At 43.7% G+C, this 19,432-nt stretch carries 21 protein-coding genes; 17 read left to right on the top strand and 4 right to left on the bottom strand.

Features of this window, described 5'->3' with window-relative positions:
* Positions 1-29 precede the first annotated feature (29 nt).
* From rnc to ACWIWK_RS01185, 7 genes are read left to right on the top strand one after another with little or no spacing between them, the layout of a single operon-like run.
* Positions 30-728 (top strand): ribonuclease III, encoded by a 699-nt coding sequence (rnc, locus tag ACWIWK_RS01215; RefSeq protein WP_454150098.1) that lies wholly within the window; start codon positions 30-32, stop codon positions 726-728.
* Positions 725-1,813 carry a chorismate synthase gene (gene aroC, locus ACWIWK_RS01210; RefSeq protein WP_454150096.1) on the top strand — a complete coding sequence of 363 codons (1,089 nt, stop codon included), beginning with the start codon at positions 725-727 and terminating at the stop codon, positions 1,811-1,813. The genes rnc and aroC overlap by 4 nt, the downstream gene beginning before the upstream one ends.
* 17 nt (positions 1,814-1,830) lie before the next feature.
* Positions 1,831-3,258: a glutamate--tRNA ligase gene (gene gltX / locus ACWIWK_RS01205; RefSeq protein ID WP_454150094.1), complete on the top strand. Its 1,428-nt coding sequence runs from the start codon at positions 1,831-1,833 to the stop codon at positions 3,256-3,258.
* Positions 3,258-3,641, top strand: a complete 384-nt coding sequence (gene rbfA / locus ACWIWK_RS01200) for a 30S ribosome-binding factor RbfA (RefSeq protein WP_454150092.1) — start codon at positions 3,258-3,260, stop codon at positions 3,639-3,641. The genes gltX and rbfA overlap by 1 nt, the downstream gene beginning before the upstream one ends.
* Positions 3,641-4,111 (top strand): ribosome maturation factor, encoded by a 471-nt coding sequence (locus tag ACWIWK_RS01195; protein ID WP_454150090.1) that lies wholly within the window; start codon positions 3,641-3,643, stop codon positions 4,109-4,111. The genes rbfA and ACWIWK_RS01195 overlap by 1 nt, the downstream gene beginning before the upstream one ends.
* Before the next feature lie 9 nt (positions 4,112-4,120).
* The gene (ribD, locus tag ACWIWK_RS01190) at positions 4,121-5,185 is read left to right on the top strand and encodes a bifunctional diaminohydroxyphosphoribosylaminopyrimidine deaminase/5-amino-6-(5-phosphoribosylamino)uracil reductase RibD (protein WP_454150089.1); all 1,065 of its coding nucleotides are present in this window, start codon (positions 4,121-4,123) and stop codon (positions 5,183-5,185) included.
* Positions 5,173-5,904, top strand: coding sequence for a tRNA1(Val) (adenine(37)-N6)-methyltransferase (locus tag ACWIWK_RS01185; protein ID WP_454150087.1), 732 nt, complete (start codon positions 5,173-5,175; stop codon positions 5,902-5,904). The genes ribD and ACWIWK_RS01185 overlap by 13 nt, the downstream gene beginning before the upstream one ends.
* Positions 5,905-5,928: 24 nt before the next feature.
* On the opposite strand, the gene bioD is transcribed toward ACWIWK_RS01185, so the two are convergent.
* From bioD to ACWIWK_RS01170, 3 genes are all read right to left on the bottom strand, one after another.
* Complete coding sequence (gene bioD, locus ACWIWK_RS01180; RefSeq protein ID WP_454150085.1) at positions 5,929-6,585, bottom strand: ATP-dependent dethiobiotin synthetase BioD; 657 nt, start codon at positions 6,583-6,585, stop codon at positions 5,929-5,931.
* Between the two features lie 370 nt (positions 6,586-6,955).
* Complete coding sequence (locus ACWIWK_RS01175) at positions 6,956-7,312, bottom strand: outer membrane beta-barrel protein (RefSeq protein ID WP_454150083.1); 357 nt, start codon at positions 7,310-7,312, stop codon at positions 6,956-6,958.
* A complete protein-coding gene (locus ACWIWK_RS01170; RefSeq protein ID WP_454150081.1) occupies positions 7,278-7,694 on the bottom strand; it encodes an outer membrane beta-barrel protein in 417 nt (138 codons plus the stop codon). Before ACWIWK_RS01170 ends, ACWIWK_RS01175 begins: the two co-directional genes overlap by 35 nt.
* 110 nt (positions 7,695-7,804) lie before the next feature.
* Here ACWIWK_RS01170 and alaS point away from each other — a divergent pair, with 110 nt between their 5' ends.
* From alaS to ACWIWK_RS01125, 9 genes are all read left to right on the top strand, one after another.
* A complete protein-coding gene (gene alaS, locus ACWIWK_RS01165; RefSeq protein ID WP_454150079.1) occupies positions 7,805-11,068 on the top strand; it encodes an alanine--tRNA ligase in 3,264 nt (1,087 codons plus the stop codon).
* A gap of 213 nt (positions 11,069-11,281) precedes the next feature.
* The gene (locus ACWIWK_RS01160; RefSeq protein WP_454150077.1) at positions 11,282-11,560 is read left to right on the top strand and encodes a hypothetical protein; all 279 of its coding nucleotides are present in this window, start codon (positions 11,282-11,284) and stop codon (positions 11,558-11,560) included.
* 92 nt (positions 11,561-11,652) lie between these two features.
* Entirely contained in the window at positions 11,653-12,402 is a 750-nt protein-coding gene (locus tag ACWIWK_RS01155; RefSeq protein WP_454150075.1) for a hypothetical protein, read from the top strand.
* Between the two features lie 186 nt (positions 12,403-12,588).
* Positions 12,589-13,362, top strand: coding sequence for a hypothetical protein (locus tag ACWIWK_RS01150; RefSeq protein ID WP_454150073.1), 774 nt, complete (start codon positions 12,589-12,591; stop codon positions 13,360-13,362).
* A gap of 92 nt (positions 13,363-13,454) precedes the next feature.
* On the top strand, positions 13,455-14,366 hold the full coding sequence (locus ACWIWK_RS01145) for a hypothetical protein (RefSeq protein ID WP_454150071.1): 912 nt from the start codon (positions 13,455-13,457) through the stop codon (positions 14,364-14,366).
* Positions 14,367-14,461: 95 nt separating this feature from the next.
* Positions 14,462-14,758, top strand: a complete 297-nt coding sequence (locus ACWIWK_RS01140) for a hypothetical protein (protein WP_454150069.1) — start codon at positions 14,462-14,464, stop codon at positions 14,756-14,758.
* Positions 14,759-14,911: 153 nt separating this feature from the next.
* Positions 14,912-15,649 carry a hypothetical protein gene (locus tag ACWIWK_RS01135; protein WP_454150067.1) on the top strand — a complete coding sequence of 246 codons (738 nt, stop codon included), beginning with the start codon at positions 14,912-14,914 and terminating at the stop codon, positions 15,647-15,649.
* 8 nt (positions 15,650-15,657) lie between these two features.
* Positions 15,658-16,395 carry a C39 family peptidase gene (locus tag ACWIWK_RS01130; RefSeq protein ID WP_454150065.1) on the top strand — a complete coding sequence of 246 codons (738 nt, stop codon included), beginning with the start codon at positions 15,658-15,660 and terminating at the stop codon, positions 16,393-16,395.
* A 137-nt stretch (positions 16,396-16,532) separates the two neighbouring features.
* The gene (locus tag ACWIWK_RS01125) at positions 16,533-17,309 is read left to right on the top strand and encodes a hypothetical protein (RefSeq protein ID WP_454150063.1); all 777 of its coding nucleotides are present in this window, start codon (positions 16,533-16,535) and stop codon (positions 17,307-17,309) included.
* A gap of 26 nt (positions 17,310-17,335) precedes the next feature.
* Here the strand turns inward: ACWIWK_RS01125 and ACWIWK_RS01120 are convergent, their stop codons facing one another.
* A complete protein-coding gene (locus ACWIWK_RS01120; RefSeq protein ID WP_454150061.1) occupies positions 17,336-18,640 on the bottom strand; it encodes an adenosylmethionine--8-amino-7-oxononanoate transaminase in 1,305 nt (434 codons plus the stop codon).
* A 112-nt stretch (positions 18,641-18,752) separates the two neighbouring features.
* Here ACWIWK_RS01120 and plsY point away from each other — a divergent pair, with 112 nt between their 5' ends.
* Positions 18,753-19,424: a glycerol-3-phosphate 1-O-acyltransferase PlsY gene (gene plsY, locus ACWIWK_RS01115; RefSeq protein WP_454150059.1), complete on the top strand. Its 672-nt coding sequence runs from the start codon at positions 18,753-18,755 to the stop codon at positions 19,422-19,424.
* Positions 19,425-19,432: the final 8 nt, after the last annotated feature.

The raw sequence follows: 19,432 nt of genomic DNA, 5'->3' as shown, positions 1-19,432 counted from the left end.
TCAAGGATTTCTTTATCAAGGATTTAGAGGTGGAGGACTTGAGCGAAGTCAATAAGGCAAACTTAGAAGAATTGCAAAAAGCCATCAATTATTACTTTAACGATGAGAAGCTATTGATAAAGGCACTTACACATCGTAGCTGTAAAGATGCGCCTAATAACGAACGCTTGGAGTTTTTAGGCGATGCGGTGTTGGACTTGCTTATTGGTGAGTATCTTTTTAGGAAGTTTCCGCGTGATGATGAGGGCGATTTGTCTAAATTGCGTGCGTGTATTGTGAGCGAAAGTGGATTAGCAAAATTTGCATTAAAGTTAAATTTAGGCAAGTATATTTTTGTCTCTCAAAGTGAGGAGCACAACGAGGGCAGGCACAAGCACTCTATTTTGTCTAACACTTTTGAGGCGATTATTGGCGCAGTGTATTTAGAATCTGGTCTTAGCGTGGCGAGCAAAATCACTTATGAATTGCTAGAATCTTGCTATGAAAAAATTGATTTTAGCCTCTCAAGCGATTACAAAACACTTCTCCAAGAGCTCACCCAAGAACGCTTTAACGCAATCCCAGAATACAGGGTTATCAATCAAAGCGGACCTGACCACAAAAAGACCTTTGAAGTGGCTTTGTTTTTAGATGACAAGGAATATGCCCGTGCAAGTGGAGGTTCTAAGAAAAAAGCACAGCAAAAATGCGCAAAAATCGTGTATAAGAAATTAAGGAATGAGGAATGAACACTTTTGGGACGCGCCTACGCGTGAGCACCTTTGGAGAATCACACGGCAAAGGAATTGGGTGTGTGATTGATGGGATTCCAGCGGGGTTGCGTATCGATGAGGAGTTTATCCACGCCCAAATGCTCTTGCGACAAGGCGGGAGGAATGCCTATGCCACAGCGCGTAAAGAAGCTGATGAGGTGGAGATTCTTAGTGGTGTGTTTAATGGTGTGAGCACAGGTGCGCCAATCGGGCTTTATATCGCCAATAACGCGAGCAAGTCCAAAGACTATGAAAACATTAAAGATATATTTCGCCCATCTCACGCCGATTTTACTTATTTTTACAAATATGGCATTAGGGATTATCGCGGTGGTGGCAGAGCTTCGGCGCGCGAGAGCGCACTTAGAGTAGCAAGTGGCGCGATTGCTAAACTTTTGTTGCAAGAATTTGGCATACGCATAGGCGGAGGGATTATCGGTGTGGGAGAGATTCAATCCCCGCGATTAGATTTTGGCTTGAGTGATTTTGAGCGTGCGCAAGAGTGCGAGATTTTCACCCTTGATGAAAATCTTGCCCAAGCACAAAAAGAGCGCGTGCTAGAAGCAAAAAGAGCGCACGATAGCGTGGGTGGCGTGGCGTTAATCAAAGCCTTTTGTGTCCCCATTGGGCTTGGCGAGCCGTTGTATTATAAGCTAGATTCTGCTATTGGTGCGTTAATGTTAGGATTAAACGGCGTGAAAGCTGTGGAAATCGGTGCAGGGAAAGAATCTGCTATGATGAAAGGGAGCGAATATAACGATTGTATGGATTCTCAGGGCTTTATGAGTAATCGCAGTGGTGGAATGCTCGGTGGGATTAGCAATGGCGAAGAAATCGTGGTGCGCGTGTATTTTAAGCCAACACCTAGCATTTCTCTCCCACAATCCACCCAAGACACGCAAGGAGCAGTGCAAACCTGCGAAGTCAAAGGACGGCACGACCCGTGCATCGCCATTCGTGGTAGCGTGGTCGCTCAAGCCCAGCTTGCACTGATTTTAGCAGATTTATTATTGCTTAATGCCAGCGCGAAGCTCTCTTATTTAAAAAAGATTTACACATAGATTCTAAGGATTTCACAATGATTGTTACACGATTTGCGCCCTCTCCTACGGGCTATTTGCATATTGGCGGATTACGCACGGCGTTGTTTAACTATCTTTATGCGCGACAAAGTGGCGGGAAGTTTTTACTCCGCATTGAGGACACAGACACAGCGAGGAACAACGAAGATGCCGCACAGGCGATTATTGATTCATTTAAGTGGGTGGGGCTTTCTTATGACGGGGAAGTAGAGTATCAAAGCAAGCGATTTGATATTTATGCGCGCTATATTAAAGAGCTTTTAGAGCAAAAAAAGGCGTATTATTGCTATATGAGCAAGGAGGAATTAGAATCTTTGCGCAAAGAAGCGGAATCTCAAGGCACAAAATGGCGATATGATAACCGCTACCGCGAGTTTAATGGCGAGATTCCAAAAGGAGTTGAGCCTGTGGTGCGGATTAAAGCTCCATTAAGCGGACAAATTCGCTTTATTGATGGCGTGAAAGGCGAGATTTGCATTGAGGCAAAGGAAATCGATGACTTTATCATCGCCCGCGCCGATGGCAGCCCTACTTATAATTTTGTCGTTACCATTGATGACGCGCTAATGGGCGTAACCGATGTGATTCGTGGTGATGACCATCTCAACAACACCCCAAAGCAAATCATTTTATATCAAGCACTTGGGTTTAGTGTGCCGAAGTTTTATCATTTGCCGATGATTTTAAACCAAGAGGGCAAGAAGCTCAGCAAGCGTGATGGCGCAGTGGGAGTTATGGAGTATCAAAAGCTGGGCTACTTGCCACAGAGTTTGCTAAATTTCCTTGTGCGACTTGGTTGGAGCTATGGCGATGAGGAGATTTTTTCACTCCAAGAAATGCTAGAGCGGTTTAATCCAAGCAATCTCAACACTTCTGCCTCAAGCGCGAACTTCCAAAAACTTCTATGGCTTAATCATCACTATATCACACATTTGCCAAATGATGAGCTTAGCGCGCTTTTAGCGGATTTTGATTGTGAGAATCTCCAAAAGTGGCTTGCCTCGCACAATCCAAACGCGACTTATGAGAGCGTAAGGGACGCGCTTTTTACCGAGTTAAAGGAGCGGAGTCAAACTTTGGTTGAATTTTCTCATAATCTTAACGCCGTGTTGCAAACGCCCACGCATTATGATGAAAAACTCGCTAAAAAACTTGATAGCGCGGGGTTAGAGTTGCTTAGTGCGTTGCGTGAGATTCTTAGTAATGGACTGAGCAACGCGACAAATCCAAGCCAGATAGAATCTTTGCTCCATAATTTCATAGAATCTCAAGGCTTAAAGCTCGGGCAAGTAATGCCTTTGTTGCGCCTTGCTTTGCTTGGCAGGGCAGGGGGCATTGGTGTGAATGTCGCACTCTTTGTGCTTGGTAGAGAGCAGGCACTTATCCGTCTAGATTCTTGTATCGCGCATTTTAAGGAGGCATAATGCAAAACATCAAAATGCTAAAAACTCAAAGCCTCCTCCAAGAAGTGCTAAGCACCGCGCTAAGTGAGCTTAACAACCCGCTTATTAACAACCTTTGTGTGAGCAAGGTGGAATGCAAAAAGGGCAAGCAACACGCTAAGGTATTTATAGAATCAAGCGGGATTGAAAAGGATAAAAGAGAGGAAATCCTGCGTGCGCTCAATAAAGCGAAGGGAATCTTAGCCCAATACACGCTAAGCGCGACTTCGTGGTTTAAATGCCCCGAGTTTAGCTTCGTGCTTGATGATAGCTTGAGTGAGGCGCAGAGTTTAGAGGCGATTTTTGCTAAGATTCACGCGCAAAGTGATTGTAAAAATCCCAAAGCCACCGCAAAGGAGCAATAATGCCAAAACCATTGCCAAATACGCTTATTAGCAAGGTTGAGGCACTTGCTGGCTCGCTTAATCTCGCGCTGTATGATATATTTTGGTGCAAGGAAAATGAGGAGCATATTTTGCGCGTGCTGGTGGTAAAGGAGCTTAACGCCAATAAGAAACGCGAGAGTGTGAGTATCGATGAGTGTGCGCGTTTTAGCACTGCACTTTCTCCAATGCTTGATGTAGAGCTTGATGAGGAAGATTCTTATGTCTTAGAAGTGGGCTCAGCAGGCTTAGAGAGAGTCTTAAAGGCAAAGCGACATTTTGAGCTCAGCCTCTTTGATGAAATCGTGGTGAGAAAGAGCGATAAAGACGAAGTGCGCGGGATTGTATCAAATGTGAGCGATGAGGGTATCACCCTTGAAGTAGCCAAAGATTCCCCCGTGTTTATTGCCTTTAGCGAGATTAAAAAGGCAAAGAGTGTGTTTGATTTTTAGGACGCACGAATGCAAGGCAGGCTAAATGAAATCCTTATGCGTGAAGCAATCACGCTCGCGTGGGAGTATCAAACGCTCACTTTGCCAAACCCAAGCGTGGGCGCGCTTATCTTTGATGAGAATCGGGGCATTCTCGCGCGTGGCGTGCATAAAAAATCTGGCACGCCACACGCCGAGCTTGATGCCTTTAGCAGTGCCTTTAGAGATATGCTTAAAGAGCGCGGGGACACAAAGACGCTAAGCGAGCTCGATTCTCTTATTACAAGTAACCAAGTTGCCAAACTGCACGAATTTCTCTGCCAACGCGCACAGGGTGTGTTTAATGATTGCGTGGTGTTTGTGAGCTTAGAGCCTTGCACGCATTTTGGTAAAACCCCGCCTTGCGCGGAATTGCTTAGAGTGCTCAAGCCAAGACGCGTTATCATCGGTGCGAAAGATTCCACTAAAGAGGCGCAAGGAGGCGCGAAAATCTTGCAAGATAGTGGCATAGAAGTCCAAATGGGAATCTGTGAGAAGCAAGCACAAGAGTTGCTCTACCCGTTTTTGTGCTATCAAAAGAGTAATGCCTTTAGGCTTTTTAAACTTGCCACACGCTTGAATGGTGATTACACAAGCGGGCGCATTTCGGGGGAAGATTTTCAAATATTTACACATAATCAACGCGCAGTGAGCCAAAGAATTGTCCTCTCAAGCAAGACTTTTATACACGACTTGCCAAAACTTGATTGTCGTTTTGCTAAGATTCCCTTTGATAGCACGCATTTACCGCACATTAGCATTTTGGCGCGTGAGGACTTTGATAGCACGCAAAACCCTCACACAAAGGGGCGCGATATACACATAGCCTCAAATCCAAACGAGCTGGGCTTAGAGCGTGGGTTTAGCATTATTGAGGGCGGGTTTAACCTCTTAAGTGTGTTGCGCGAGCATATTGATATGGCGTTGCTCCATATCGCGCCTAATTTCTACACACAGCACCAACCGCCAAGCACAAGCCTCCCAAACGCATTGCAAGATTTTAGCATTACACATCTTAGTCATAATGGAGAGGACATTAGGCTATGGCTACGCTAAATCTCTATCAATTTAGCGATGGCTATTGCTACAATACCGATAGCCTAATCCTCGCGCATTTTGCCAAAGATTTTTTAAAGCCAAATGCGCGTTTGCTTGATGTCGGCGCGGGCTGTGGGATTTTAGGGCTTTTGTGTGCGCGTGAAATGCCCTTAAAGCTCGAATTTGTAGAGATAGATTCTAAATCTTGCGCGTTGATAGAAAAAAACGCGCATAATGCGAACTTCGCGCAAGATTACACAATCCATAATGCCGATTTTCTCTCCCTGCGCTTAGAGGAGCAAAATTGCTTTGATTATCTTATCTCTAATCCGCCCTTTTATCATAGCGATATTAAAAGCCCCAATGAGCGAAAAACGCGTGCGAGATTCCAAGATTGCTTGCCCTTAGATTCTTTATGTAAAAAGGCGAAGTCTTTACTCAAACCGCGTGGGAATCTCCTGCTATGTTATGATGCACGCCAAAGTGCCAAAGTATGCGCCTCTCTTAGCAATGCAGGATTTCATATCCAATATGCGCGCTTTATCCACCCGCTTGCTTCTCGCCCCGCGAGTTTGTTTGTGCTTAGTGCCAAAGTCGATTACAAGGGCAACAGCGAGATTCTCCCGCCACTTTTTACGCATAATTCCCCCAATCAGCAAGACAACACCAAAGAGCTCCAAGAGATTTACGCGTGGGCGAGCACTTTTAGCCTTAAGGTCCAAAGTTCAGACATTTAAATGTCTCATTTTTATAAAGAGAATCTAAAAGACTTTCAACGCGCATAGTTCGTTTTTAAGCACCTGCGCGGATTTCTCAAAAGATTGCTTGTGTATGCAATCCTCTCTAATCTCGCACAGCGGGAAGTGTGCGAGCTTGAGATTTTCTATTTCGTAATATTTGGACAAAAATTTGTCCATTTTCTCCTCATACTCCCCGCTAATGACTATCGCAAGAATTTTAACCTTCCGCACCGATAACGCTTTAAGACTGAGTAAAATATGATTAAGTCCGCCCAAATAATATCCACCCACTAAAATCACAGGCAATCCACTCGCACTGACAAAATCAATATTACAAAAGTCTGAATCTAGCGGAGTGTAAATCCCGCCCGCACTCTCAATAAGCAGATTTTCACTGCAAGGCAGGGCGATTTGCAAGCCATTATACTCCACGCCCTCGAGTTGTTTGCCGATGTGGGGGCTTGCTGGAGTTTGCAAGGTGATACCATTAGGGAAAATGCGCGTTTTTGGGCTAAGTGAAGCGATAATCTCTCTATCTTGTGGGAATCCAGCTTGGATAAGTTTAAAATAATCAAAGCCAAAGCCAAAGCACAACGCCGCGCTTACTAAAGTTTTCCCCACATTGGTATGTGAGCCTACTACTACAAATGGCTTGTGTTTAGCGTTATGGATTGCCATATTAAATCCTTTGTGTATTGATATTTATATAAGTGTATCCAAAGAATCTTACACTTATATTGTCATTACGAGCGATTACATTGTCGTCCTTGAGATGAAACCAAAAATTTCTATTTTGTCATACTTGAGCATAGCGAAGTATCTCTATTGTCATTTTGAGCATAGCGAAAAATCTCTTTATTGCGCTTTAAGATACTTCGGGTTTCACCCTCAGTATGACGAAATCTAGATTCTTTAGCTTAGCAATATGGATTTGTAAGGTTTGTGGTAAAGAATGTTGTGTTAGCTGTGGAGATTAGTGCAAGGGATAAATAAGTAGTTGTTTATGAAGCGCAAGCCCAAAGTCAAAACTTGGGGCTTACAAAAAGACTTAAAAGCTAAAAATATAGCTTACATTTACCGCCCAAGGTCGAGCGTGCGTAGTAGTAGTAGTAGTATTGGTAACTTGACCAGCGGTCGCGCCTACGGCGTTAAAAATCTCTGCATCTGGTAGGTAGAATCTCCCTCCTACTTCGATTCCGTGGCTCTTAGCGATATTAGCGCGCAAGCCTACATTGAGCGCGACTTGGAAATTCGCATAGCTTCTGCCCTTGCCTGTGCCACCCTTTGGCTCGAAATCTTCACCATTAGCTATCCAAGTAGTCCCGCCAAGTCCTACACCAGCAAAGAGACCAAATGTAAAACTATCGCTATTAGCGAAGTTTAAAAGTGCGTCCGCACCCACCATAATAATCTAAATAAGTCGTGTAGTAAGTATGCTGTGTGCCTGTGATAAAGCTCGTAGCACCTGTTGGGAGTGTAGAGGTAAGCTGTGTGAGGCTTCCTGTGCCCGCGCCTATCATACCATACGCGCGTGTCCCAAATCGCTTAGAATCACCAAAAAACCACTTATATCCACCCTTAATCGCTAGACTTGGGAGAATATCTTTAGCTGTGTTCGTTATTGGTACTGGAGAAGTCGCCTTTGCTTCTGCTTTGACAGAAGTTAATCCTACTTCTAGCCCGACAAACGCGCCATCATCTTCAGCTATCGCGCTCGAAGCGAGAATCGCGCTTAATCCTAGTGCGATTGCACCTTTTGTTATTGTGTTTTTTTGCAAGTTTTGCATTGTGTATCCTTTATGTTAAATTTAGAATGGAAATTGCTAGTGTAGCTAAGAATTTTAATTTTTTGTTTAAAATTCTTCATTTTGTAAAATTTTAATTGATTAGAGGGTGTATGAAAAACGATAATATGGACATTCGGGCGTTGTTTTTGGAATTTTTTGCGAGCAAGCAAGGCAAACTAGACACAAAATCTCAAGCACACGAGACAAACGCACAATCTAGCGACACGATACACGCGAGCACGGATTCTAGCGCGCAAGCCACAAACAGCGCAAAATCTAGCACGCAAGGCGGGCATACAATCTATGATTCTATGCCTTTAGTGCCTGATGATAGCAGTTTGCTTTTCACAAACGCGGGAATGGTGCAGTTTAAAGACATTTTTACGGGCAAGATTCCCACGCCCACGCCTCCGCGTGCGACTAGCTCACAGCTATGTATCCGCGCAGGTGGCAAGCACAACGACTTAGAAAATGTCGGCTACACCGCCCGCCACCACACGCTTTTTGAAATGCTGGGCAACTTTAGCTTTGGGGATTATTTCAAGCGCGAGGCGATTAGCTTTGCGTGGGAGTTTGTAACGGAGGTTTTAAAATTTGATAAAAGCCTGCTATATGTAACGGTGCATACAAGCGATGATGAGGCTTACGAGCTGTGGCAGGAGCATATCGCGCCAGAACGAATCAAAAAAATGGGCGATAAAGATAACTTTTGGCAAATGGGGGATAGCGGACCTTGCGGACCTTGCAGTGAGATTTACATCGACCAAGGGGAGCGGTATTTCAACGGAAGCGAGGATTATTTCGGCGGAGAGGGCGATAGATTTTTAGAGATTTGGAATCTTGTCTTTATGCAGTATGAGCAAAAAGACGGCGTGCGAACCCCCCTGCCTCGCCCTAGTATCGATACGGGAATGGGGCTAGAGCGCGTGTATGCGCTCAAAGAGGGCAAAATCAATAATTACGACACTTCGCTTTTCGCGCCCTTAATGGCGTGTATCGAAAATCTCACAGGGCGTAAATATGTGCGCGATGATGAGGTGGCGGATTCTCAATCGCATTGTCGTCCTGAGCGTAGCGAAGTATCCAAAAATAATGCGCAAGTTTGTCATACTGAGGCAGTAGCCGAAGTATCCCAAAAATCTAACAATAGAGATATTTCGGTTTTTTCAAAGCCTCAATATGACAAGAAAAACGCACATTGTCTTCCTCAGGCGTTAGCCGAAGTATCCAAGCAAGAATCAAATTGTCATACTGAGGGTGAAGCCCGAAGTATCTCAAAGCACAATAAAGAGATTTTTCGCTCCGCTCAAAATGACAACATTGCAGATTTATCACAAAAAGCTGAATTGCTCAAAGCCCAAGCGTCTTTTCGCGTCATCGCTGACCATTCACGGAGCGTGGCATTTCTCCTCGCGCAAGGGGTAAATTTCGACAAAGAGGGGCGAGGCTATGTGCTTCGCAGAATCTTGCGCCGAGCAGTGCGACACGGCTACTTGCTGGGGCTTAAAAAGCCCTTTTTATACGAAGTGGTGGGCGAAGTGTGCGAGAGTATGGGCGCGCATTATGGCTACTTGCTCGAGCGCAAAAGCGCGATAATGGAGCAATGCAAAAACGAAGAAGCGCGGTTTTTTGAGACCATCGAAGCGGGAATGGAACTCTTTAATGAGGAATTGCAAAAACTTATGCAAGCCACGAGCGAACAATCCGCTAAAAGCACAAAAAAGGCAACGCGCATAAAGCACATTTTTAGCGGAGAAGTGGCATTCAAACTTTATGACACTTACGGATTCCCGCTTGATTTGACGCAAGATATGCTCCGTGAAAGCGGAATCGAAGTGGATTTAGAGGCGTTTGACAAATGTATGAACGAGCAAAAATCGCGCTCCAAGAAAAGCTGGAAAGGCAGTGGCGATGAGGTGAAAAATGGCGATTTTAACGCGCTTTTAAGCGAATTTGGCGAAAATGCGTTTGTGGGCTATGAGAGCGTGAGCGCGGAATCTAAGATTTTGGCGTTGCTTGATTCTGGCTTTAAGCGCGTAGAATCTCTCAAAAGTGGCGAGAGTGGCTGGGTGATGCTTGATAGGACGCCGTTTTATCCAGAATCTGGAGGACCCATAGGCGATAAAGGCGTAATAAATTCGTCTGTGGGTAATCATTCGCGCAATCCCTCCGCCCCGCTTCACTGCGGCGCACACTCTAGTGCGCCTCATTCGCAGGGCGAAGCGATTACGCAAAGCACCACCGCACATACTAGAATTTTAGATTCTAAAAAAAGCGGTGGGTGTGGCGAGATTCTCGCAGAAGTGGTGGATACAAAGAAGTTTTTTGGGCTTAATCTTAGTCAAGTGCAAGTCAAAAGCGAACTCAAAGCAAGCGAGACAATTTGTGCTAATGTGGATTCTAATGCGCGTGCAGAAATCGCCAAGCACCACAGCGCGACACATTTGCTCCACCTTGCGTTGCGCGAGATTTTGGGCTCTCATATCGCCCAAGCAGGAAGTCTGGTAGAATCTACGCGCTTGCGCTTTGACTTCTCCCACCCAAATGCCCTAAGTAGCGAGCAAATCGAGCAAATCCAAGATTGTGTCAATGCGCGGATTTGGCAGGGGGATTCTCAACAATGCGAGATAATGCCAATCGCACAGGCAAAAGCAAAAGGCGCGTGCGCGCTCTTTGGCGAGAAGTATGGCGAGGAAGTGCGCGTCATCACTTTTGGGGAGTCTATCGAGCTATGCGGGGGAATCCACACGCCAAACACCGCGCAAATCGGCAGTTTTTACATTGTCAAAGAGAGTGGCGTCTCAAGCGGGGTGCGCAGAATCGAAGCGGTATGCGGGCGTGCGGGCTATGAATACGCCAAAAACGCGCTCAATGAGGGCAAACAAGCGCGCTTAGAGCTAAAAAGCAACAACATAATAGAAGCCATCGCCAAACTCAAGCAAAGCGCGAAAATGGCAAAAAATGGCGGGGCTTTAAATGGCGGTGCAAGCGGGAATCTAAGCACCAAAACCTTACAAGCTAAGCAAGTAAATGGCATAACACTCATCGTGCAAAGTATCGAGGGCGCAGACATAGCCGAGCTCAAAGAAGCGGTGGATAATGCCAAAAATCAGCACGGCACAAATGGCGTGGCAGTTTTGCTCGCTTCATATAATGATGGCAAAATCTTGCTTGTCGCGGGCGTGAAAAATGCGAACATCAAAGCGGGCGAGTGGGTAAAGAGTGTAGCGCAGAGTTTGGGAGGCAATGGCGGGGGCAGAGATGACTTCGCCCAAGCGGGCGTGAAAATGGAGGGGGTAGATTCTCACGCGATAGAATCCAAAATAAAAGATGCCATAAACAACGCAAAAAATATTGTGAAAAACACATTGTAAAATGTTTTTGCCCTTAATTTTCATATTTTATAAAAATTATTCTTAACTTTAAAAATACTATTAAATTAAGATATATACGGATTTTTGTCGTATTTATCACCATATAATTATTGATAATGGATATTATTTATTTACTTTTCATTTACCTTTTTGATTAAAATTCTCATTGCTTTGTGTAAAAAGCAAAGCTAATTTTTTTAAAAGGAGTGTAGTATGAAAAACATATTACTATCTTTAGGAATCGTGGCGGTGCTAGGAGCCAATGGGCTTGTGGCTAATGAAGTGGTCGATACCAAGACACCTAACTTGCAAAAGCAAGAGTTGGAGTTTCTCTTTGGTGCGAATGCCAATGATGTCAATGTCGTGGCATTGAGCGAAAAAGAGTTGAAAGAAACTCAAGGTGAATTTATAGATGGAGCTAGCGCAGTTGCTGCTGCTGGACTTATCTATAAAATCGGTCAAGACCACGGCTGGTGGAAATTTAGATTCTAAGAATCTAAAATTTTTTGGCGGGGAATTCTCCGCCATTTACTTTTACTAACGATATTTAACATACAAACAAAATCAACATAAGGAGTTTGACAATGTTATCAAAACTACAAAACAAAATGTTTGTCTTGCTTCTAGCAAGTGGGATAGTAAGTGGTGCGCACGCGATTTGTGTCGAGGACTGCTCGAGCTTTAGCGTTGGTGTGGGCGGGCTTTACTCGAAGTTTAATGGCTCAAATGCGGGTGTGGAGTCAAGTGGCGGATATGTCTCATTAGAGGCATATAAGGTAACAGGCAGGATAAAGTCATATTCAAGTGTGCAATTTGGTGCGGGTAACAGCACCCTTTCTGGTGCGACTTTAGCGGTTTTAGGCAATCCCCCAAATCATTTCCTTGTTTTCACTCCAAAGATTGGGGTCAATATCGCAAGTAAAAACGCGCCTATTTTTGTAAATTTCTTTGGTGAGCTTTATTTGCACGATACTTCAAATAGCAAGGGTGTTGAGCGTGAGCTTATCACGCTTGGTGGTGAGATAGAGGGGATAATCCCCGCAGGCAATGCGCTTAGTATCACTTATAGTGCTGGGTATGGCTGGCTAGGCTATGCGCATTATAAGCTTGATGGGGTAGATTCCAGAGTGGGTGCTGGTGCTAACTATATGATTAAAGCAAGTGTAGGAGCTTCGTATGTGCTTAGCGATAGCGTTTCGACATATTTGCGTTTGATTGGTAGATATTACAACACGGCTAAAGATTCTGCAATCGTGCAAGTCAATAATGTGGATAAGAGCTATCCTGCAAGCAGTAGCTATGTGGGAATGGTAGAGATTGGTTTAGAGTTTTAGGACATTAGGGCTTAGGAGCTTGGGAATCTCCATTTCCAACAAAGCCCTTATTTGCGCCTAATCGTTACAAGTTGTAGAAAAATTCGATATATATATATATATATATCCATTTACTTTTTATAAGTAAAATTTTATTACTTTAACTTGGTTAAAGTTAAAGAAAATTTTATCATTAAGGAGACTTCAATGAGAAAAGTTCTTGGTGCTATTGTAGTAGCAAGTGTGTTTGGTATCAGTGGCTTAAGTGCGTTTTGCACAGATTATTACTGTAGTGGGATTAGCTTCTCTTTAGGCTATCGCTATGCAGACCATAATGCTCAAGGTGCGCATATCAATGACCAAAACATTGGATATATTGGCTTTGGCGTGCGTTTCGCTACACCACAAGAGTTGTTACAACTTGTGGGGAATTACAGAGGAAATGCTTACATTCGTGGTAGAAGCAAAGTTACGGGCTTGCCCGATGATGTAGGTGGCACGAACTCTGGCGGTGGTTTTGATGATACAAGCGTAAAATTAGGTGTGAATCTCGCTTCACAAGAAGTGCCCTTTTATGTCAATGTGTTTGCGGCGGTAGATAATTACAGCACACGCATTAAAGAAGATGGTGTAGATGTCAAAGTGCCTTACTTCGGTGTGGAGCTTGATGGGAAGTTCCCCGCAGGCACAGGGAATAATATCGAGTGGAGCTTGGGCTATGGCTACGCGTTGAAAGATTCTGTGGAGTATCGGTTTATAAACTCTGACCCAGCTAAGGCGCAGGGGCATATCATTCGCGCGAGTTTAGCACTTGCGATGCTTGAGGGACGCCAAGAAGTGCAGGCCTTTTTACGCCTTGTAGGCAAGTATCAAATGCTTGATGCTTCTACCTCTACAAACTATGGCGCAACGCCTACTGCTATAAACTACCCAGCGACTAAAAATGCGCAAGCAATGGTCGAGCTTGGCGTGAAGTTCTAAGCAGAGTTGTCTCTTAGGCATTAGCTTTGCTTAATAGGGCTAGATTCTATGCTTTGACATTATAGAATCTAGCTTTTGTTTAAGGGTTCAAAATGCAGCGATTGCTTAGGGTATTTATACTAATATGTGGTGTGGCGTGCGCGTTAGGTGGCGCACCCATAAGTGTCGATGAGCTGGTATCAAAAAATAAAGAATGGCGGTTTATCACTTCGCTTTCGTATATCAATATCCTAAGCAAGGGCTTCTCTTCTACCACTGTGCCTGTGCAAAATCCTCAAGGTGGCTTTATCAATATCCCTGTGATAAGCGGGGCGCAAAACACTAACCAAGATTATCTTGGATTTTCACTTTATGGGCGATATGGCTTGACTAAGCGCGTGGAGCTCTTTAGCACCATAAATGCGTATTGGCAAAATAGCCTTAGCACCAATACAACGAGTAATGCCTATGTCTCAACCTCACAAGGCGACTTCAACTCGTGGAATCTCGGCGTGCTCGTGCAGGCAAAAAGAGAGGGTAAAGCCCCAGCCCTGCTTGTGGGTGGGAGTGTCGATGTCATCGATAAGAGCACCTTTACGCCATTAAATGCTGGCGATTCTTCAAAGTCCGCCTTGCAATATGGCAAGGGCTACTCATTTTTTGCTACGACTTACTACACCGCTGACCCTATCGTATTTTTGCTTCAAGCGAGCTTTGGGCTGAATTTGGATAAGCGATTTGCGGGGAGGAGTATCAATGGTGGCGAAGTCTTTAGCCTAAGTCCTAGCATTTACTTCGCAGTCAATCCGTATGTCTCGCTTAATGCGGGAGTGAGCTATCAATATCGTAGCGCAGATTCTATCAATGGGGTGCGTTACGCACCGCAGGGCTCATCGCTAGGGTATAACTTCGGCGTGGCGTATGAAGTAGCGAGTAATGTCATCATCTTTGGCAATGCGCAATTACTAGAAACTACGCAGTATAAAAGCTCTTCGCTTTCTCTAATGCTGTCGTTTAAGATATAATATAAATATTGACATATTAGATTATTTAGTATATAATTTCTCTCGTGCCTTGTCTATATGACAAGGCACAAAAATCTATTTAAAAGGAGTAAAAAATGAAAAAGCTAGCAACTTTTTTATTTGTGGCAATGCTTGGTGCTTCAGTGCTTAGCGCAAGTGAAGCGCGAGCTCAGCAAAGTGTAAGTGGCTTACAAAGCCAAGAGTTAGAGGCTCTCTTTGGAGCGAATGCAAATGATGTCAATGTCGTATTGCTAAGTGAAGAGGAGTTGAAAGATACTCAAGGTGAGTTAGCACCAGCTGTTGTTTATATTGGTAGTGCTATTGCTGGCGGAGCTTTAGGTGCGTTGGGTGGAGACATTTACAGAGGCATCAAAAGAATATTTGGGTGGTAAGGTAGGTTTTACCTTAATTACCTAAATTTACCCTAGCCTTGAGTATTACTCAAGGCTAATTTTCCTTATGTGGAGGTTTTTATGTTAAGAGTTTTTTCTTTGTTGGTTTTTTTGCTATTGCCAAGTTTAACATTAGCTAGTGTGGCAACAAGAATGGGTGGATTATATGGTATGTTGGCAGCCAAACAATACTGCGAGCAAAACCCCGATAAATGCAAAAAGGAAGATATCCGCTTTGGCATTGGAGGGCATTATGTTGATAGTGCGCAAATCAACACAAGCTCCTATGGTGGCTATATTAACCTTGATATGATTATGGTTAGCTCAGAGAATAATCGCACTAAAGCCGTCCTCTCTGGCAAACTTGGCTGGGATAAATACACATTTGCAAGCACAAGCCCTAGTGTTGTAAAAAGTAGCAAGGATTTGGCAATGTTTTTTGAAGTGCGCCCAAAAGTGGGGCTTAATCTTGCGAGTAAAGAAGTGCCATTGTTTTTAAACCTTGCTTATACTTTAGATGGCTACTCTACAAAGCAAAATCAAAGCGGATATGCAAATCTTTTACACCAAGTGGGTGTAGAGTTAGAGGGTGCACTCCCTACACAATCAGGCTTCACTATTGAATACGCATTAGGCTATGATTATCTCTTTGCTGGGAGTTATAAATTTGGCGAAGTGAGTGGGAACTCTGCTCTCAACAATGGCTACACTTTGCGCGCTTCGCTAGGATTCTCTCATAAATTTACAGAGAATACTTTGTATTATGTGCGAGCAATAGGGAAATACCATAATCTCTCTACCTCAAAGCCTCTCGATTCTAATGGAGTGAATCTATCAATGCCAGCTACGCAAAACTATGTAGGAATGGTAGAGTTTGGGATAGGGTTTTAGAATCTCAAATGAAAGGAAGTGTGTTTGCAAGTATAGTGCTGGTGTTTGCGCTGATAAATGTGCTTAATGCACGCACGCTCCAAAGTGATAAGATTTTTATAGATGTAGAAGTTGCTTCTTGGGCGCAAATGCGCGATAGCAATCTCACCAAACAAGAGTATGATTATAGTTGTGGGGCAGCTTCGCTCTCTAGCATTTTTGCGCATTATTATGGGTTGGACAACGCAAGCGAAAAAGAAATCCTTGATTGGGTGCTCCTCTCTAAAGGTATTGACATAAACCAAAAAGAAGCAATCCAATTTGATGAGGAGATGAAGCAAAAGGCGCATTTGTCTTTTTATGATATGAGTGAGTATGCCAACTCTCGTAACTTTAAAGCATTAGGGCTAGCACTTGATATAGAATCTCTCTCTAAGCTCCAAACGCCCGTGATAGTGTATATAGTCGTGCGTGAAGTAGAGCATTTTAGCGTGCTTAAGGGTATGGATTCCCAATTTGTGTATCTCGCTGACCCGAGCTTTGGGAATATCAAAATGAGTAGGGCGAAGTTTAAAGAGGCGTTTTATCCTAAACTTAACAAAAAACGCGAAGCTGATAGCACACAAATGCTAAATAGACAAATGTTTGGTAAAATAATGGCGATTTTACCACAAGATAGCGCAAGCGAGGCAAACGCGGAGTTTATGAAACTCCAAAAAGATTCTGGGTTTGTGTATGAGGTGATAAAGGATATTACTATGCAATAATTTTTATAACTTATTACAAAAAGTAATGAAATATTAAAAGTTTGTAAATCAAGTATCTAATTTAATTGATTTTTATATATAATCGCTTATGCCTTAATGTAATAGGCTTAAGGTAATTTTTGCTTAAGGGGTTTATAATGGATTACCTAATGGACGAATTTGCAAAATTTCTTAGCGCACTAGGCTTTATCACAATGGCAAATCTTAGTGCTGCAAGCTACGAGACGACCACCACAAGTGCGGATTGCAAAGAGCGAAATTGCTCGTATGAAAGCATTGGAGTCGGCGCGGCATATTATAACTTTAACGCGGGCGATGTCATCTCTCCAGCATACTACTTAGTCGCTGATGGCAGGTATGTATGGAGTGCGAGAGCGCAAGTTGGACTTTTGGTGCGCGTAGGTATGGGCTCAAACAACCTTAGGGGCACATTTCCCACTACACTAAAGACAAAGGCTAGCTATTTTTTGCTTGATGCGAAACTCAAAGCTGGGTGGAATGTGCTAAGCAAGGATTATCCATTATTCTTAAATGTCTTTGGCGAGCTTGTTTCGCAAACCCCCACAAAGGGCTTTGGTCGCTCGTATAGCGTGGTTGGTTTAGAATTAGACGGAAATATCCCTGTGGGAGGGAATCTAAAACTTACTTATGGTGCGAGTTATGGTGTATTAGTCGCATCATATTTCTATGACAACACACGGTCTAAAGTGCCAAACTCCTCTAGCAACTTTGAAGCAAGTGCCAATGTGGGTGTGAATTATGAATTTAGCAATGGCTATGCCTACTTTGCTCGCATTATTGGCAGATACCAAAGCATTGGTGCTTCAAGCGAGGCAACTTATGACAACACTCAAGTGAGCTATCCTAAGAGTAGCAACTACGCTGGAATGCTTGAAATGGGAGTGGAGTTTTAACCCTGCTTAATTAACCTATGAGATTCTCACAAGGTGCGGAGAATCTCATAGAGATTGAGAAAAATATAATCGATTTGTTCTTTAGTGATGATAAAAGGTGGCATAAGGTAGATTGTGTTTCCTAGTGGGCGCAAAAGTAAGCCTTTTGCCAATGCTTTATTATACACTTCTACTCCCTTGCGCTCTCCCTCAAAGCCCACTATGTCAAAGGCGAAAATCATTCCCCTTTGGCGCACATTTGCTACGCAATCAAAGTTTTTAATCTCGCTCGCTTTTTCCCACATATACGCGCTTAAATTCGCATTGTTTTCTAACACATTTTGGGAATCAAAAATATCAAGCACCGCACACGCACACGCACACGCAAGGGCATTGCCCGTGTAGCTGTGCGAATGCAAAAACGCTCTATGGCTCTGCTGATAGGGCGCGTAGAATTTCTCATACACCTCATCGCTTGTAACCACCACAGAGAGTGGCAAATATCCCCCGCTAATGCCTTTACTAAGGCATAAAAAATCAGGCACAACTCCGCATTGCTGATATGCAAACATACTGCCAACGCGCCCAAAGCCTACTGCGATTTCATCAAAAATCACATATACGCCACGCTTTTGGCACGCCAAAGTCGCATTTTTGACAAAGTTTGTGCTGTGCATTTGCATTCCCCCCGCACATTGTACCAAAGGCTCTATGATAAAGGCGATAATATCGGGGTGAGAATCAAGCAATGATTCCAAATCGTGCAATGCCTCTTGCTCGTTTGGATTGGGTGATTTGGCTTTAAGCGTTTTTAGTAAGATGGGCTCATAAATGTCTTTGTAGATTCCCACATCGCCTACGCTTAACGCACCTAAAGTCTCGCCGTGATAGGAATTTTGCAATGAAACAAACAGCGGGTTGCCTTTGGTAAGGTTAGGATTCTCTAGCACTTTAGCGTGATATGCCATTTTGAGCGCGACTTCTATCGCACTTGAGCCATTATCAGCAAAAAAGCACTTTTGGAGTTTAGAATCAAGCCTGCCACACAGACGCGAGGCAAGCTCGATAATGGGCTTATGGGAGAATCCAGCGAGGATTAAATGTTCTAACTCTTGGGCTTGGGCGTGGAGCTTTTGGCTAATGTAGTCATTGCAATGCCCAAAGAGATTAACCCACCAGCTTGAAATGCAATCCATATACGACTTCCCCTCAAAGTCATAGAGATATATTCCTTTAGCGCGTTGTATGGGGATTAGCGGGAGGATTTCCTCGTGGTCGTGCATTTGCGTGCAAGGATGCCAAATATGGCGTAAATCAAGCTCTTTTAATTGCGCTTGGGATAGGTTTTGCATACTTTACCTTTTATTGTCATAGAAATCTTTTTGCCAATTTTAAGCCAAAAAGAATAACACTTTGGTTAGAATATCGCTTTAGATTCTAAAATTCAAAGATAGTGGAGGACAAATGGGAATCTTTGGGGATATTGTCGATGTGTTGGGGAATATAAATAGTCTTTTTTACATTGTTGGGTATCTTATGGGTGGGATTCCATTTGGGTTGCTTTTGACAAAGATTTTTTATGGCATTGATGTGCGCTCTGTGGGCTCGGGGAGCATTGGAGCGACAAATGTGTATCGCGCGGTAAAAGAGATTAACCCAAAAAGCGCGAAAGTGTTTGCGGCTTGCACGATTTTGCTCGATGCGACTAAGGGGACGATAGTTGTCCTTGTGGCGAAAATGTTTGGGCTTAGCTTTGAGGCGCAGTGGCTTATCGCAATTCTTTGTATTATAGGGCATTGTTATAGCCCGTTTTTAGGCTTTAGCGGTGGCAAGGGTGTGGCGACTACCATTGGTTCGGTGATTTTGCTTATGCCTATTGAGGGTTTGTGTGGGCTTGTGGTGTGGGCGTTTGTGGGTAAGGTATTAAAAATCTCTTCACTTTCTTCGTTGCTTGGTGTATTTACGGGATTATCGCTCACTTTTGTTATCCCCTATGTTTTTGATTTGCCAGCTTGTATTGATATTAACGCGCAAATCAACTCACACATACCCGTAGTGCTTATCGGGCTATTTATACTTTATACGCATATTCCTAATATCAAACGACTGCTTCGCGGGGAAGAAAAAAAGATATAGTTGCATTT

The organism is Helicobacter sp. 23-1048 (assembly GCF_053654545.1).
This window is presented reverse-complemented; position numbering and strand designations above follow the sequence as displayed.